We start from the raw sequence: 17,381 nt of genomic DNA on the forward strand, positions 1-17,381 counted from the left end.
AAACATATACCATATACTTTTTTGATGCTGCTGGGCTGTGCAACGGCGCATGCCCAGGATACCTTTCTTGTGGAGGCAGAGGATTTCCAGTTCAAAGGCGGCTGGCAGGAAGAACGGGCAGAGGGGCATACCATCCTCCGTGTATTCTCCGGCAAAGTGCCGGCGGCGGATGCGCTGACCGTGATCGACATCAAAAAACCAGGTACCTACGCAGTATGGGTGCGCACGCCTGATTATCCGGATAACAGACCCGGCACAAGGTTGTTCCGGCTGTATGTGAACGGGCAGGCGATGGCACGGGAATCCGGTCAACATGGCAAAAACGGCTACTATTGGGAAAAGGCAGGCACCGCAACACTGGAAGCCGGCGAAAACGTATTGCGCCTTAAAGATACCCGCAGCAATTTCGGGCGCTGTGACGCCGTGCTGCTGACCAGCACAAACACCGATCCCAATACGGCCGGCTTCAAAGCCCCAGAAGCAACGATCATCAGCAAAGAAACAATTTCATCCGCCCCGCCGGTGGTCCCTGACCGCATCATTCCGAAAGATGCTCCCGTGATCGCCGCCGTCAGCAATGATAACATAAGGCTGCAATTCGTTGCTGCGGCAGATAAAAAGATCGCCGCAGTCATGCATATCCGGAAAAACGGTAAATGGATCACTCCCGATGCGGGACGTGAAGCCAACCGTATTTTCCTGCTAAGCGCGGATGATCCGCAGATCAGTTTCGGCAGCTTCTATCCTTCCTGGAAAGGATCGCTGGCAGCCGGCAGTTTCACCAGCAAAGGCAAAACATATCATATACAGGAACCCACGCAGCTGCTGAATCCCTTTCTTGCCGGGAAGCTGCAATCCTGCACCGTAACCACTGTAAAACAAATCAATAACCATTCCCTCTCAGCAGACTACCGGACGGAAGACGGGCAGGTTGTTGAAGGCATCTGGCAGTTATTGCCCGGTACGCAGCACCTGCAGCTGAGCCTGCAATACACGCCTGCGCAAAGCGGATACTACAGCTTCGTGGTGAAAGCATTGCAAGGCATCAATCCATCGGATGCAGCCCATATACTGGTGCCGCCCATGCAGCAATACCAGCGGCTGCCGGAAGGGCCGCTCATGATCCCCTCCGCCATGATGCCGCAGCCACTGGCGATCATGGAAAACAGCGAGCTGTCCGCATTCATTGCAGCCGCGCCATCTGTTTATCCGCTGGACTGGGCACAGTCATTCACCTCCCGTGCAGGCTTCTCCATCAGGGACGAGAAAAATGCGGTGCAGCCGGTGGCCTTTTCACCGGTTCCCGGGCTGGAGGATTCGAAGATAGTTGCGGGGCAGGTGCTGCAACGTTCCTTTATCATCGGGGCCATGGCAATGCCCTGGCAGGATGCGTTCACCTATCTTTCGGACAGCATTTTCAGGGTGAGGGACTACCGGAAGCAGGAAACAGTGTCCTTAACGGAAGCGGCATTCAACATCATCGACCTGATGCGGAATGATACGGCGGCCGGCTGGGCGCCGGAGCTGAAGGGATTTTACGATATCGAAGCAGATCCGAAGATCCGCCCCACCGTTGTGCAATCCGCCCCGCTTGCCGTGATCTCCGCAGCCGTAATAGGCCGGGATGAAGCGCTGTACATCAACAGAGCCCTGCCTACGATTGAATATACTTTGTCCCGCAGCGGTTTCCGCTGGGCGAACGGCATTGCCGGTACCTTGTTCAACAAGGATAAAAGATCATTGCGGCTCAGCGCATTCCATTCACAATTCACTACGGCATATTATGAGGGCTTGCACCAGTTGCTGCAGGAAGCCAATCCCTGGCTGAAAGCTGTTGCCCTGCCGCAAAATGCTGTCAGGACCGCCAAAGGATACTCCGTGAACGTTCCGGTATGGGCGCAGGAGCTGGCGGCTTACCGGTTGACGAAAGACCGGCAATGGCTGAATGCCGCCCGCAAAAACGCCGATACATTTCTGGCACGGGACGTTTATGGTACGCACACGGGTATGCTGGGCAAACAACCTTTCTACAATACTTCTTTTTATGCCAACTGGTGGGACCTGCCGGACCTGTACGATGCAACGGGAGACAGCAGCTATCTCAAAGCAGCGGAATCGGCCGCATTCCATACACTGGCCGGAGTACGCTCCTATCCTATGGTGGAAGATACCATGCAGACCATACATCCGGGAAATGTTTACAATGGCAACACCAGGTTCTGGTGGAAAGGCGGCGAAAAATACCGGCTGGGATTTCCGAGGAAGAAGGGTGACGCCCCGGAAAAGCAGGTGCCGCAACATCTTGTATCACCAGTGGGACTGGGCTTTGAGCAGCCTTTCACTTATTTCGATCCGGGCAAGCTGGTGCGCCCGGTGTTTATGAGCAGCTGGGCCCCTCACCTGCTGCGCCTCTCCAAAACGGCTCACGGCAAAATATTTGAAACCTATGCGCGCAATGCCGTGATCGGGCGGTTCAGCAACTATCCGGGATATTACAGCACCGGTTTCACCGACATTCCCATGCAGCCGGATTTCCCCTACAAAGGGCCGGATGTCAGTTCTATCTACTATCACCATATTCCGCCGCATCTGGCTTTCACGCTGGATTTTTTATTCAGTTCCGTCATACAGCGGTCCGGCGGAAAAATATATTTCCCCTACAGCAAACAGGATGGCTTCGTGTGGTTCAACAACCGCATCTACGGCGGCGGGAAAGGAGAAATATTTGATGACCGGGACGTAAGCCTCTGGATGAAAAAAGGATTGATCAACGTCGATAACCCTGTTGTGAATTATGTGACAGCCATATCCGGCAGGCAGTTCTGGATCATCCTGATGAATGAGGCAGCAGATGAACAAAGCTGCAGCATTACCTGGAGTGAGGAAGTGCAGGCAAAAGACAGCGGCATCCGCTATCCCGGAAAAATGGCCAGCGGCAGAAGCATTACGCTGGAACCGAAAGGGTTTGCTGCCATCGCATTTCCCCTGTCCGGCAAACATGCCGTAAAAAGGATACCGCTCTTGAAAAAAGGCATGCAGGAGATCGACTTCGGGCCGGGCATCGGCAAATTCCATGCTTTCCGGATACGTTCACCGTTCGGATGGGATTCCGTGTACGGCTACTTCGAAGCCATAGATTCGGAAGGCGCAACGGCATCGGTGACCATTCAGCATACCGAGGAGATCAGGGATACCTATCCCTATGAATGGTCTTATCACCCGCTGGATATGAGGGAGGACGCAGAGATCAGCATACAGATAAAAACAAGGAGCGGCAGGACTTTCAGCGGCTCCCTAACATTATAGATGAACATCAATATTCGTTCCATGAACCGACAACAGCTGAAGAGTGCGACGCAACGGCGGCCAGATAAGGGATATGCAGCCGGGTTCCTGAAAAGGACCTGTCTCTCTCTCCTTCCAGCCCTCCTGTGTATGCATGCCGCACACGCGCAAACCGCCGAGGAGTTGATCGCAGCTTCGCAGGCGGGCGCATCGCCTTTGTACTTTGATGTTCATACGGCGAATGTGCCGCTGGTAACTACCGGCAGCTTCCGGGATGAACGGGAGTGCAACGTCAGAAAAGGATTGCCCAACTTCTTTCACAAAGCGCTGAACGGGAAAACGGTCACCGCGGGATTCATTGGCGGCAGCATCACACAAGGCTCGGCATGCTACCGGCCGCAAACGGCAAAATACCTCCAGTCCATGTTCCCCGGCGTAACGCTGAAGGCACTCAACGCAGGCGTTTCCGGCACGGGCACCGATCTTGGCGCCTGCCGGCTTCATGACCAGCTGCTGCAATACCATCCGGACCTGATATTCGTTGAATTTGCGGTGAACGGGGCTTATGCTCCCGGCATGGAAGGCATCATCCGGCAGATCCGGCAATTTGACCCGGAGATCGATATCTGCCTGATCTATACCATCAGTAACGGACAAACGAAAATATATGCGGAAGGCGATGTTCCGGAAAATATAGCCGGACTGGAAAAAGTGGCAGCGCATTATGGCATCCCTTCCATTCATCTTGGTATGGAAGCCGCCATGCTGGAGAAATCCGGCGAGCTGCACTGGAAGCACAACGGCGATGTACCGGGCAAGATCATTTTTTCCCGGGACGGCATTCACCCGCTGCCGGCCGGTGGCAATCTTTACGCGGCGGCCATAGCGCGTGGAATGCAGCAGATGAAAAAACTGAACACACCCCTGCGCCATGCCATACCCGCCCCGCTGTTCCCGGATAACTGGGAAGATGCCGGAATGTATGCCCCGCTTGAGCTGGCGCAATTCAGCGAAGGCTGGCAGAAAACCGCGACCAGGCAACAATTTGCCGCCTGGTTCCCTTACATCATGGAAGCCTCCGCCCCCGGCGCCTCCTTCACCTTCCGGTTCAACGGCACAGCATTCGGCCTGTTTACGATCGGCGGGCCGGAAGCGGGACAACTTGGTATTACGGTGGATGGCAAGCCGCTGCCGCTGTCCACCCGCCCGTTGCCGGGAACAAGGATATTCCGGCCCGGGGAACAGCCCTGGCTCAATCTCTTCAACAGCTATTGCAATAACCGCTACCGCGGACAACATGACCTGGTAGCGCTGCCACCCGGCGATCATACCGTTACCATACAATTGTCAACCGAGAAAGCAGACAAGGTAAAGATACTGGGCGCACAACGGCAGGAAGATATTTTACAGCATCCGGAAAAGTATGACCGCACGGTGATCTACCTCGGCAAAATATTGCTCAGGGGACGCAGGATATAATGGGAATGTTCCCGCAAAACGGGAATGTTCCCACGCATTTTTTAACCGCGCGTACAGGATGGTACGCAATGAAGCACATTAAATTTGATGATGAGACACACGATGAAAAACGGATATTTCGCCACATTACTACTGCTCGGCAGCGTTACCTTTTCCGCACAGGCACAGGTGCCGGGCGTCAACATCACCTCCGCAGGCAAAACCTATACTTTCAGTCCTTCCTTCGTGGTGCTGCGCAACCCTGCCAATCCCGGCATGGCGCTGAAACCGGCGGGCATTCCGAAAGTTATGTACAATGTGCTGACCTGGAAAACCGATAGCAGCAAAGCAGACTTTCGTCAGCAGAAAATAAATGCATCCGTTGCAGGTGATGGTTTCGATGATAAAATACTGCGCGGCAGGAATGAACTGCGGACCGCCAACATTTTCAATGCCGGAGAACGGACGGAGATGCTGCCTGTTTCCGCGGTATCGAAGGGCGACACGGTTTTCTTCAGGTATGCGGACGATCCTGCCTTCCGGTTATCCGCCTACCTGATTGCCGGCGCAAAACCTTATCCGGTGTTACATTATACTTTTACCCCGCTGCAACCCGGTTACTACAGCGTGGGCTACACCGGCGCACCGGCATTTTCGCGGGAGCAGGCGGCCGCCATCTGGCAGCCGTTCATCTGGCAGGAAAAACGCATTCCGGATGCCGCTTATCTTACCCCCGCATTCATGGCTACCCTGCCCACCACCATGGTGAACGATGGCGCCAGCACCGTAGGCGTACTGGCCGCTCCGCAGGAACTGCCCTTCCAGCCATTGCCCACACTGGCGAACAGCCGCTTCGGCGTGGCGTTGCTGAACCGGCAGCAGCAATTGCAACCGCAGGTGTATGCGCCCATCCCCGGCGGATACCTGTCCAAAATGAACAAAGGGCAAACCTTTGAATTTTCAATGTTCCTGGTTGCGGAACCTTTGGGCATCAGCTACACCTACCAGAAAATAGCCGAAACCGTTTTCGGGTTCAAAGATTACCGGCGGAACGATATTGCCTCTCTGAACACGGCGCTGGACAATATTGTGGATTATTCGATGACGCACTATGCCTGGTTCATCGACAGCCTGAAGGGGTGTGCCTATTCCACGGATGTGCCGGGTGCAGTAAAGAACGTATCCAGCCTCAATCCCCTGGAAATAGCGCTGGTAAAGGACGATGCGGAGATGTTCGAAAAACGCGCCTACCCGCTGATGGAATTCATGCTGTCCCGCGAAAAATTCCTGTTCAGCCTGGACAGTACCCAGAAGATACAAAGCCCTTCGCGCAGGCTTAAAGGTCCCGTTGCACCCATGTCCGAACTGGGCGCGCTTTACAATGTATTTGGCCGTGACAATGGTTTTTACCTGCAAATGATGCAACAGGAATATAGCAGCAGCCGGGTGCGCAACCTCGATGTAAAAGAGAAGGGAAACAACTGGGTCAGTGCCATGCACCTTTACAAAGCTACGGGCGACCAGTCGTATCTCCGTACCGCGGTAGCCAGGGCGGATGTGTACCTGCAGAAAAGGGTGCATCAGCCGCAAACCGCTTTCAATGACCCATTCTCCGGCAGCTTCTTTTTCTGGCCCACTTTTACGAACAAGTGGATAGCGCTGTCACAACTCTATGAGCTGACGGGCGATACGGCATACCTGAACGCCGCCGTGCAGGGTGCGCGGAACTACACCCTCTTCACCTGGATGGCGCCGGGCATTCCCGATAGTATGGTAACGGTGAATAAAGGCGGGAAAGCGCCGATGTACAACTACCTGAAATCAAAAGGTCATACGCAGATGTATTTTCCGGAAGAGAAAGCCCCGGCGTGGCGCCTCTCTGAAACCGGTCTTACGCCTGAATCTTCCGGCACAGCCACCGGCCACCGCGCCATCTTCATGGCCAATTATGCGCCCTGGATGCTGCGCATCGGCTATTATGCGAAAGACACCTTTCTCATCAACGTGGCAAAAGCGGCTGTGATCGGCCGGTACCGGAACTTCCCGGGATATCATATCAATACGGAGAGAACGACGGCTTATGAAAAATACGACTTTCCGATGCATGCGCACAAAAAACAAAGCGTCAACTCTTTTCACTACAACCACATCCTCCCGATGGCTTCCATGCTGATCGACTACCTAGTAACGGATGCGGTTACACGCAGTCGTGATGCGATCAGTTTTCCCGCGGAATATATAGAAGGCTACGCCTATCTGCGAAGCAAGATGTACGGCATGCGGCCCGGAACTTTTTATACAGAAAAAGACGCGCAGCTGTGGATGCCATCCCGCCTGCTGCGCATCAGCAATACTGAACTGAACTATATCGCCGCGCGTAAAGACGGCAAGCTGCTGCTGGCATTCACGAACCAGTCCGCCAGTCCGGTTACCGCAACCGTAACCGTCAATCCCCGGCTGGTGGAGTTTTCCCGGCGCAGTAGTGCCCGGAGCCTGGCGGGAACCGCCGGGCCGCTGAAAGACAGCGTTTTCACCGTCACCGTAGCGGCGAACGGCATAACTGCGGTAGCATTGGAGCACGTTCAGCCGCAATCCTCCTTCCAGCAAAAGATACTGGCGGCGACAGATGACCGGAGCAGTGATTATGTAAAACTGGAAACCGGCAATGCCCATGCCATGCTGTTCAAACTCGGCGGCTATGGCAGGCGGCTTTTTATGTACCTCGAGGATGACGACAATAAAATAACCCGGGCAACGCTGCACTACGGAGATACGGCGGTTACGGACAATACCTATCCTTATGAATTTACAGTACCGCTGAAAGATGGTGAGGATATCCGGTTCCGGCTGTCCGTTACCGACAGGCAGGGAAGAACAACGCAAAGCAAAGCAATAACCTTAGGAAAAAAGCATAAACAATGATGAAGTTTGAAGCGGCCGGGCAGCGATCATTCCCCGGCAAAAACATGGATGTTGACCTCGTGATCACCGGTGGCGGCCTTTCCGGCGTATGCGGCGCCATTACCGCAGCAAGGCAGGGCCTCAAAGTAGTGCTGGTGCAGGATCGCCCGGTATTGGGCGGCAACGCCAGCAGTGAAGTGCGGCTCTGGATACTTGGCGCTACTTCGCACATGGGCAATAACAACCGCTGGGCAAGGGAAGGCGGATTGGTAGATGAGCTGCTGGTAGAGAACACTTTCCGCAACCCCGAAGGCAATCCCCTCATATTCGATACCATTTTGCTGGACAAGGTGACCTGTGAACCGAACATCACCCTGCTGCTGAACACGGCCGTGTATGCCGTTGAGAAAAAAGACGCCCACACCATCCGCTCCCTGAAAGCATTCTGCAGCCAGAACCAGACCGAATACACTTTAACCGCCCCCCTCTTCATGGACGCCTCGGGAGATGGCGTAGTGGGCTTTCTCTCCGGCGCCGCCTTCCGCATGGGCGCTGAAACAAAAGAAGAGTTCGGCGAACTGTTCGCACCTTCCAGAGAATACGGCGAACTGCTCGGCCATTCACTCTATTTCTACAGCAAAGACACCGGCAAACCGGTAAAGTTCGTACCGCCGGCTTATGCGCTGGACGATATCACCAAAGTGCCGAAGTTCAAAAGCTTCAACGCGCGTGAATTCGGTTGCAAACTCTGGTGGATAGAATATGGCGGCCGGCTGGATACGGTGCATGACACGGAAGAGATCAAATGGGAGCTTTGGAAAGTGGTGTATGGTGTATGGAATTACATCAAGAACTCCGGCAATTTCCCCGAAGCGGAAAACCTTACGCTGGAATGGGTAGGCACTATTCCCGGCAAAAGGGAAAGCCGGCGGTTCGAGGGGGATTATATGCTTCGGCAGCAGGATATTGTAGCGCAACACCAGCATGAGGATGCCATTGCATTCGGTGGCTGGTCCATCGACCTGCATCCGGCGGATGGGGTATTCAGCGAAAAACCGGGATGCAACCAATGGCACAGCAAAGGTATCTACCAGATCCCCTACCGTTGCGTGTACAGCAGCAACATCCGCAACCTCTTCCTGGCGGGCCGCATCATCAGCGCCAGCCATGTGGCATTCGGCTCTACCCGCGTGATGGCCACCGCCGCGCATGTATCGCAGGCCGCCGCCATGGCCGCCGTGATCTGCCGGGAGCAGGGAATACAACCTGCGGATATCATCAGCAAAGGATGGATCAACACCCTGCAGCAACGCCTGCTGAAAACCGGCCACCACATCCCGGGCCTCACGCACCGGGATGAGAAAGACCTTGTACAATCCGCTGCCATCACCGCATCCAGCGAACTGGTATTCCGTGAATTTACCGGCGATCCGCTGAAAAAACCGCTGGACGCAGCCGTAGCGCAGATGATCCCGCTGCAGCAAGGAAAGATCGGCCCGCTTACCTTTCATGCAGATGCCGCAACAGCCACCACGCTGGAAGTGGAATTGCGCATCAGCAGCAAAGCAGGCAATTATACGCCGGATGTTACCCTTGCGAGGCAAACATTACCCGTCCATCCCGGCAGGAACTGCCTGCAGCTCAACTTCGATGCGGAAATGCCCGAAGCTGCCTACGCCTTCGTTACTTTCCTGAAGAACCCGCAGGTGCAGCTGCACCGTACGGAAAAACGGGTGACCGGCCTGTTGTCCGTTTTCAATACGATCAACAAAGCGGTATCCAATTACGGCAAACAAACGCCGCCGGAAGACATCGGCATGGATACCTTCGAGTTCTGGTGCCCGCAACGCCGGCCGGAAGGGCATAACATCGATTTCAAATATCCCGAAGGCCTGGATCTGTTTAAAGCTGATAACATCCGTAACGGTACCGACCGGCCTACTACGCAGCCGAATGCCTGGGTGGCGGACTGGCAGGACAATAACCCTGCGCTTACCCTGCGCTGGGACACGCCGCAGCACATACGCGAAATCGACATCTTCTTTGATACGGATTACGATCACCCGATGGAATCCGTATTGATGACGCATCCTGAAACGGTCATGCCTTTCTGTGTGCAGGAATACCAGGTGAAAGATGATAAAGGGAACGTGATCGCATCGGCGGTGGATAATCATCAAACCTGCAACCGTATCCGTTTTGAGCAGGCCATAAACACCGGCAGCCTCACCATAGCAGTGAAGCATCCTTCAGCGGAGGTGCCGGCGGCGGTGTTTTCGGTCAGGTGTTATGAATAGGCCCGAAGCGGGCTGTCAAATTCTGGAAAAGCAGATGGCGCACCGGTCTTCCGGTACGCCATCTTATTTTTTTGCTTTATTGCGCTGCTAAAAAGGTATTGATCCGTTTCAGCAGGAAGTCGTAATGGGAAGGCGTAGCATTACCCACCCTGATCCCTTTTTTGATCAACTCCCTGATGTCCTTTAATTCTCCCAGCACCAGGCTTTCTATTTTGAACTGCTTGTCCGCAGCCCTGAAATCCATATACTGAAAGTAAAGGTTGTTGTCCCCGGGCTGCTGCGCCCTGAGAGAAGGCAGTTCCGCATCATGCAAGCAGAAACAGCTGGTATGCAGGGCATGCAAGACCCGTTTGCCGCCCGGTACGGGCCTACCGAACTTTGAAATATTGATCAGCCTGTCCACATAAATCGCCTGCAGCATCTGGCGGTAAAAGTCCGGCGCCTTTCCGGCCATCGTTTCCCGGAATACATCCTGTCGGATATCTTTCAGCAGGTCCTTTGCGCCGTAAGCATCTTTCCCGTTCGCCACTTCATTATCCACCAGGTAAGCCAGCTTGCCGTTGTTCAACAGATTGCCCTGGAAGCTGCTGGTGTACAATCTCTCAATATAGCTGCTGATAGGCAGCAGTTTTCTTACACCACCGGTATTGTTAACGATATTCAGATCAGCTATTTCAAGCCACTCCGGCAGTTCGCGGTATTGCTTCAGGATAAAGGCCACCGATTTCCGCTGTTCTTCCTTGCTCACATAGGTGTACCTTTTTTCGTGCTGCCCCTGCACTGGATAACGCTGGTAGATACCCGCGATATTTACGGACACATGCCCGATATACCGCTCATACTGCCGCAGCACGGCTTTCAGCAGGTCTTCCATATCCTCGTAGCTTTCGCCTTTTTTGCCTATCCATTCCTCCAGGTGCGAGATGATATATTTTATATTTTTCACGCCGTATTCGCTGGCCTTTACCACATTGTCTCCCAGGCTTTCACGCATGGCGGAAGGGTCGCTGCTGTTGAGGTCGCCTTCCCCGAAACGGTAGGATGGATCACCGATATGTTTTTCGATCCAGCTGTTCAGCACCGGCACTTCGCTTTCAGCGTCCAGGGCCTGCGGGATGGGCTTGTAGCCCCAGCTGATCGCATATTTATCATATGCCCCCAATAGCGGCGGCGTAAGTTTTACCCCCTTGTCTTCCGGCTGCGCCACATAGTTATTCCGCGCGTAATCCATGATGGACGGCGTGGTGCCATACTGTTGCGTAAATGTAGCAGAACGCAGGGAATCGACCGGGAAGGCGAAAGAAGCACCCATGTTATGCCGCAGGCCCAGCGCATGCCCCACCTCATGCGCCACCACATACCGCAACGCTTCGCCCAGGATGGAGTCAGGAATTTGCGTGGTGCGCACAACAGGATCGTTAGCTGCGGTCTGGGCAAAACGCCAGTCCTTCAACAGCTGAAAAACGTTGTGATAGATAATGATATCCGATTCCAGAATTTCGCCGGAGCGTGGATCGGTCACGGATGGGCCTTTGGCATTGGGAATGGCCGAGGCCGTGTACCGGATAACGGAATACCGCATATCCTCCGGATTGAATGAAGGATCATTCACCGGAACGTCCCTGGCTACGATCGCATTTTTAAAACCGGCCGCTTCGAATGCCGGCAGCCAGTCTTCCACTCCCTGCCTGATATACTTCACCCATTTCTCCGGCGTGGCGTCGTCGATATAAAAAATAACGGGTTTAACCGGTTCCGCGAGCGCACCGTTGCGCATCTTTGCCACATCTTCCGGCTTCGGCTCCAGCCGCCAGCGGGCGATAAAAGACCGCTGCTTCACGGGATTGCTTTCGTTATAATCGCTGTAAGACCGCACGAAATAGCCCACCCTGTCATCTGCAAACCTTGCCTGCATGGGCGCTTCAGGCAACAGCACCATAGAGCGGTTCACCAGGATGGAATAGGTGTTATCCCCTTCCGTGAACGTAAGCATGCTGCGTACTTCTATATTCTGACCGAAGCTTTGCGCCGTACTGATGAAAGAGCGGTCCGCCTCAAACTTGTATTTTTTTACGGGAAGGCCCAGCGCCACGTACAAGGGGTTCTGCGCGAAAGGCGTGAGTTCCTTTACGTCCGCCGCATACAAGGGTCTGATGTCGATGATCGCGCTCATGTTTTGTTTGCCTTTTGCCTTGATAGGGAAAGACATGAGTATGGGATCAAGGGTCTGCCGCATGATCGCTCTTTCAAAAGCGCTATCCGTTCCGCTGAAACGCATCAGGTTACGGGTAGTCACTTTTTTCAGCAGAATGGATTTGCCGTCAGGCGTAACATCCCACTGGATCATCAATCCTCCGGACTGTGCATTGTCACCGGCTACCATGGGATCGATCTCGCTGCTGCTCATGGCGGCACGGCGGGAAACGATCAGCATGTCCTTTTTCAGGAGGCTGTCCGGTATCTCGAAATAGTAGTTCCCTTTATCGAGGTGAACAATAAATAATCCTGTATCCGACACGGGTTGCTTTGGAAAGAAAGCATCGTATGATTTTATGCTCGTGTCGCGTTTCTCCTGTGCGTTTGCTGCAGAGATGCCCAGCATCCAGCAGGCAAACAGCATGGTACATCCCATCGATCTTTTTAAATCTGTCATGCTATAATTTAAACGTGTTAGTAGCCGGGGTTCTGATCCCCGAAGAATGGATTGCTCATGGTCTCGGCTTCCGGAATGGGCAAAATGTACTGATCAACATCTACTACCGTTGGTTTGACGGACATGATGCTGTCAAACCGTATTCCGGCGAACCATTCGCTGCCGTTCTCAAAAGCCAGTTCCTTGATGATCTGCGCATAGATATCGTTCAGCAATGCTTCCCTGGTGGTAGCGGGCGATGTTTGCGGCGTACCGTAAGCCCTTGTGATAATGCTGTCCAGCGGCGCCTTGGCATCTGCTATGGGAGCACCGCTGCGGGCAAGCCCTTCAGCTTTGATCAGGTACATTTCCGCCAGCCGGAAAAAATAGGAAGGCGCAAAATGGGCAGCATTGTTCGTTTTGACGATGGCGCTGTTAGATGCCGTGTAAGTGGCCGGAATCCGCGGATCGCCCGCCATAAAGGTCTTGAACCAGGGACTGGCGATCGCGTGGCGGTTGCCGTAGGTGAACCTTTTCCGGTCGCCGGTAAAGGTGATCGCATCCGTTGCCCGCATGAAGATCATTTCCGTGGAAGAGAACCCGTCTGAAAACACCTTGGCATAGGTAGCGCTCAGCTTCCGTTTTCCGCCGGAGATCACATCATCCGCCATTGCCGCCGCTTCTCCGTAATCGCCCCTGAACAACAACACCCTGGCCTTGATGGCCTGCGCTGCCGTTTTGGAGATGAATACCGGCGTGGAAAAATCCGGCGCTTTTTCTATCGCATAGTCGAGATCCGACAGCACCTGGTTATAGACCTCGGCAACCGTGCTTCTGGCGATGTTGCGTGTGGTGAAATCCGCCGGCTCCGTTCTGATCACCACCCCCCACGGGCTGTTCACATCATAGAACTGGCCGAAGAAACGCAGGGCGTCGAAATGGGCCATCGCCCGTAATGCCCTGGCCTGCGCGGTGATCGTTTCCCTTTCCGCCTGCGCCATTTCGCCTTCAGGTAATTCGTTCACCAGCTGAATGACCCAATTGGCCTGGTTGATCATTTTATACATGGCCACCCAGCAGTTGTTGACTTCCGCCAGGGTAGGCAGTACCGCATTATCCACGTACTGCAGGTTGACGAGGGAACCATTCCTGGCGATGGTGCCGCTCAGGGCGCCGGGAATGACTTCGGTCAGCACCATATAATAATACTGGTCATGCAGCTTGGCATAGGCGCCATTCAGCAGGTTACGCACACCTTCGGCGTTCTTTGCCACATTCTCGGGTACCAGGTTATTGGGCGGCTCGCGGTCTATCACATCCGTAATTTTTGTGCAGCCACCGAGCAGAAGGGCAATGAATATTATGCAGAGAATATTTTTCATGATATTGTCTTTACGTTTTAGGAACTAGAATCCAACCCTGAGGCCTACAGTGTACACCTTGGCTATCGGGAACCGGCTGTTATCCAGACCGGTACTCACATCATCATTGTACAGGTTGCTTGTTTCCGGATTGGCGCCGGGATATTTTGTGAAGGTCAGCAGGTTGGTTCCACTGATATACACCATGGCCGTTTTGATGAAGCGCGTGCCGCTCAGCAGTCCGCCCGGAAAGTTGTAGGACAGGTGAACATTCTTCAACCGCAGGAAAGAGGCATCATATACATAAAAACTGGAAACCCTACCGTTGGAGTTGGGATCGCCATACACTACCCGGGGTTGACTGCCGCCATTCTCCGGCGTCCAGCGGTCCAGGACGATCGACATCTTGTTTTCCAGGGCTGCAGAGGTAAAGTTGATCGCCTGCGCCTGTGTGCCCCAGCGAAGATCGTTCCCCATTGCGTACACGAATAAAGAAGACAGGCGTAAACCTTTAAACTCGAATGCATTGGTGAAACCACCGGAGAAATCGGGAACGGCATTGCCGATAATGGTCTGGTCTGCCGACGTTACCCTGCCGTCACCATTACTATCCCTGAATTTGATATCACCCGGCGATGTGCCGGCTGCCTGGTAAAAACCACCCGCAGCTGCGTTCAAAGCGTCAATCTCTTCTTGCGTCTGAAATATGCCTTCAGCAATATGGCCATACAGCAAACCTATCGGCTGCCCGGGCTGCAATACGGAACCGGTATTGGGCGGCGTAATGAAGCCGGTTGATTTATTCAGAAAATCGTCGTTCAGTTTCACCAGCCGGTTACGGTTGCGGGCGATGTTCAGTCCTAAATTCCAGGTAAAACTCCCGTTCCTGATGATGTCTCCGTCCAGCGACAGTTCCATGCCGTTGTTCTTCGTATTGCCCAGGTTGCCGATCACATTGCCGGCGCCGGTATTACCAGGGGCTTTATAGAAATACAGCAGATCAGTGGTATTTTTCTCATAGATATCGAACGCACCATTCAGGCGGCCGCGGAACAGGGAAAAATCCAGCCCGATATCCGTCTGCCGGGTAAGCTCCCACTTCAGGCGGCTGTTACCCAACTGGCTCTGTACTACGGCAGGCATTCCACCGTAGTTGGCTGCGTCAAACAAAGTACGCCATTGATAGGGCCCGAAATTCTGCTGCCCCGTCATGCCAATGCTGGCTCTTATTTTCAGATCGTCAATAAACTGCAGGGAACTGAAGATGCTTTCCTCGGATATTCTCCAGGCCGCCGCAACGGTGGGGAAGAATGCCCATTTGTTTTCCGATGCGAATTTGGATGATCCGTCTGCCCGGGCGGACAGGGTGAGCATGTATTTATCGTTGTACTGATAGTTTACGCGCCCGAAATAAGAGATCAGCCCGCTTTGCTTTTTATTGGAAGCGATCTCGAAATCCTGTGTGGCACTGGAAAGATTGGTGAGGGTGAAGTCCTGCGGGAACCCTTTGCCGGAGGCTTTCAGGAATTCCTGGTTGTCCCCTTGCCAGGAGGCGCCCAAAACGCCGTTCACGACATGTCTGTCAGCAAAGGTCTTGTCATACGTCAGCGTATTCTCCCATAAAGTGGAGTAGTTTTCGGTATTGCTTTCCTGGGCGAAGCCCGGGCCGGGGCCGTTTCGGGTGAACCCGCCGGTAAAGGTGAAACTCGGATAAAAGCTCCTTTGCTTGCCGGTACTGTAGTTGACCGCCAGGGAAGATTTGAAGACCAGTTCATCCGTGATCCTGATATCGCCGAAAATGGAACCTAACAGCAAACCGGTGCGGTTAACGTTCGTTGCCGCGGCCAATGCTACCGGGTTCTCGAAATTGTGGTAGTTGGAAGAAGAATAGTAGCCTGCGGAATCATACACCGGAAGATCGGGCCGGAAAGAATAGATCCGAGTTAAAAGCGCCGCATCCGGGGAGCCTTGTGTGGAGGAAGACAGGTTTACCGATGTGCCGAGGTTGATCCTGCGGGAAACGGCAAGGTTCAGGTTAAGGAGGAAGGAATACCGTTTGAAATAGGCATTATGAAAGCCGCCCATCTGATCCTGCGCGCCCAGCGAACTGTAGTATTTGATTTTGTCCGTACCGCCGGAAACGGAGAAGTTGACGTTCTTCGTCAGCGGATCGCCGGGTGTTACTTCTTTCGACCAGTCTGTATTGCCATTCCCGAAATAGGAGCCGTCTTTAATATCCTGCACAATAGCCGCAGTGGAAGTAGCGTTATTCGCCGCTTCCGTCCATATTTCCCGGAACTGCTGCGCATTCAGCATTTTTTCCGTTTGTGCTTTCTGATAGCTGAGGGAAGTGCTGAACGTGTACACCGGCTTTCCCTTGCCTTTCTTTGTGGTGACGATCACCACGCCGTTAGCGGCTCTGGAGCCGTAGATGGCCGTTGCGGACGCATCTTTCAGCACACTGATCGATTCAATGTCTTCCGTATTGATATTTGCCAGTGGGCTGTTCAATCCCTGCCGGATCATGGCGGTGTTAAATGCAGAACCGTCATCCGGGATATTGCCTTCGGCCACTACGGGAATCCCGTCCACTACATATAAAGGCTGATTGGAACCCAGCAGCGAGGAGCTGCCCCTTATCCGCACGCGGGTGGCGCTGCCGGGCTGCCCGGATTCCTGCACCACCATTACACCTGCGGCCCTGCCCTGCAACGCCTGCTCCAGGTTGACCGTCGGCGGAAGTTCGGAAATGTCTTTACCGGAAATAGTGGATATGGAACCGGTGAGGTCTTTTCTGCTCTGCGAGCCATAAGCGATCACCACCACTTCATCGATCTGCCGCTGGTCCAATGTCATCACCAGCCGCTGGCCGCTTGCTTTTAAACGGACAGACAAGGGGCGGTAGCCTACAGAGGTAAGCGTTACAATGTCATTGGCTTTTGCGGAAACGGAGAAACGCCCGTTCAAATCAGTGATGGCACCGCCATCCGGCGCCGTAATGCTCACGCCGCTCAATGGCTGATCATCGGCTGAAACCACAATACCCGATATCTTTCCTTCAACGGCAGTATCCTTCGGCAACCGAGGCACGAGCCCCCTGATATCAATCGTTCCGGGAACAGGAATGCTCTTTTTATCATTCCTGACGATGGTATAATGATTCACATCAATATACAGGAACAGCAGATTATTCGGATATAAAATGCTTTTCAGCACTTTTTCCACCGGCTGGTCTTTCTGCGCCTCCACATCTACCGTTGTTGTTTTGTTCCCGATGGTGGACCTTTCATACACGAATTTGGTCCCGAAGATCCTGGTTACTTCATCCAGCGCATTTTTCAGCGGGATGGTGGTCTGGGCGCCCGCAGTAGCGCATACCAGCAGTGACAGCGCTAACAGATATAGCGCGGCAAGTTTTCTCATGTCCTTTTTTTTAATAATTGACGG

Annotated in this window: 7 protein-coding genes; 4 read left to right on the forward strand and 3 right to left on the reverse strand. The window is 53.7% G+C overall.

Annotated features, from left to right (window positions below; translation table 11 throughout):
* The first annotated feature begins 24 nt into the window (after positions 1-24).
* From FW415_RS24605 to FW415_RS24620, 4 genes are all read left to right on the forward strand, one after another.
* Positions 25-3,306, forward strand: a complete 3,282-nt coding sequence (locus tag FW415_RS24605; RefSeq protein ID WP_168208969.1) for a hypothetical protein — start codon at positions 25-27, stop codon at positions 3,304-3,306.
* 21 nt (positions 3,307-3,327) lie between these two features.
* Complete coding sequence (locus FW415_RS24610) at positions 3,328-4,764, forward strand: SGNH/GDSL hydrolase family protein (protein WP_168208970.1); 1,437 nt, start codon at positions 3,328-3,330, stop codon at positions 4,762-4,764.
* Between the two features lie 87 nt (positions 4,765-4,851).
* A complete protein-coding gene (locus FW415_RS24615) occupies positions 4,852-7,665 on the forward strand; it encodes a hypothetical protein (protein WP_210420792.1) in 2,814 nt (937 codons plus the stop codon).
* On the forward strand, positions 7,662-9,941 hold the full coding sequence (locus tag FW415_RS24620) for an FAD-dependent oxidoreductase (RefSeq protein ID WP_148389734.1): 2,280 nt from the start codon (positions 7,662-7,664) through the stop codon (positions 9,939-9,941). The genes FW415_RS24615 and FW415_RS24620 overlap by 4 nt, the downstream gene beginning before the upstream one ends.
* A gap of 76 nt (positions 9,942-10,017) precedes the next feature.
* Here FW415_RS24620 and FW415_RS24625 read toward each other — a convergent pair whose 3' ends face one another.
* Genes FW415_RS24625 through FW415_RS24635 form a run of 3 tightly spaced genes read right to left on the reverse strand, consistent with a single transcriptional unit; the run spans position 10,018 to position 17,357 of the window.
* Positions 10,018-12,594: a zinc-dependent metalloprotease gene (locus FW415_RS24625; protein ID WP_148389735.1), complete on the reverse strand. Its 2,577-nt coding sequence runs from the start codon at positions 12,592-12,594 to the stop codon at positions 10,018-10,020.
* Positions 12,595-12,611: 17 nt separating this feature from the next.
* Positions 12,612-13,955: a RagB/SusD family nutrient uptake outer membrane protein gene (locus FW415_RS24630; RefSeq protein ID WP_148389736.1), complete on the reverse strand. Its 1,344-nt coding sequence runs from the start codon at positions 13,953-13,955 to the stop codon at positions 12,612-12,614.
* A gap of 24 nt (positions 13,956-13,979) precedes the next feature.
* Entirely contained in the window at positions 13,980-17,357 is a 3,378-nt protein-coding gene (locus tag FW415_RS24635) for a TonB-dependent receptor (RefSeq protein WP_148389737.1), read from the reverse strand.
* Between the last annotated feature and the right edge of the window lie 24 nt (positions 17,358-17,381).

Source organism: Chitinophaga sp. XS-30 (assembly GCF_008086345.1).
GTDB lineage: Bacteria > Bacteroidota > Bacteroidia > Chitinophagales > Chitinophagaceae > Chitinophaga.

Excerpts from the sequence above, each read along its gene's own strand:
- FW415_RS24605 (WP_168208969.1), top strand. The coding sequence starts at position 25 with ATGCTGCTGGGCTGTGCAACGGCGCATGCCCAGGATACCTTTCTTGTG.
- FW415_RS24610 (WP_168208970.1), top strand. The coding sequence starts at position 3,328 with ATGAACCGACAACAGCTGAAGAGTGCGACGCAACGGCGGCCAGATAAG.
- FW415_RS24615 (WP_210420792.1), top strand. The coding sequence starts at position 4,852 with ATGATGAGACACACGATGAAAAACGGATATTTCGCCACATTACTACTG.
- FW415_RS24620 (WP_148389734.1), top strand. The coding sequence starts at position 7,662 with ATGATGAAGTTTGAAGCGGCCGGGCAGCGATCATTCCCCGGCAAAAAC.
- FW415_RS24625 (WP_148389735.1), bottom strand. The coding sequence starts at position 12,594 with ATGACAGATTTAAAAAGATCGATGGGATGTACCATGCTGTTTGCCTGC.
- FW415_RS24630 (WP_148389736.1), bottom strand. The coding sequence starts at position 13,955 with ATGAAAAATATTCTCTGCATAATATTCATTGCCCTTCTGCTCGGTGGC.
- FW415_RS24635 (WP_148389737.1), bottom strand. The coding sequence starts at position 17,357 with ATGAGAAAACTTGCCGCGCTATATCTGTTAGCGCTGTCACTGCTGGTA.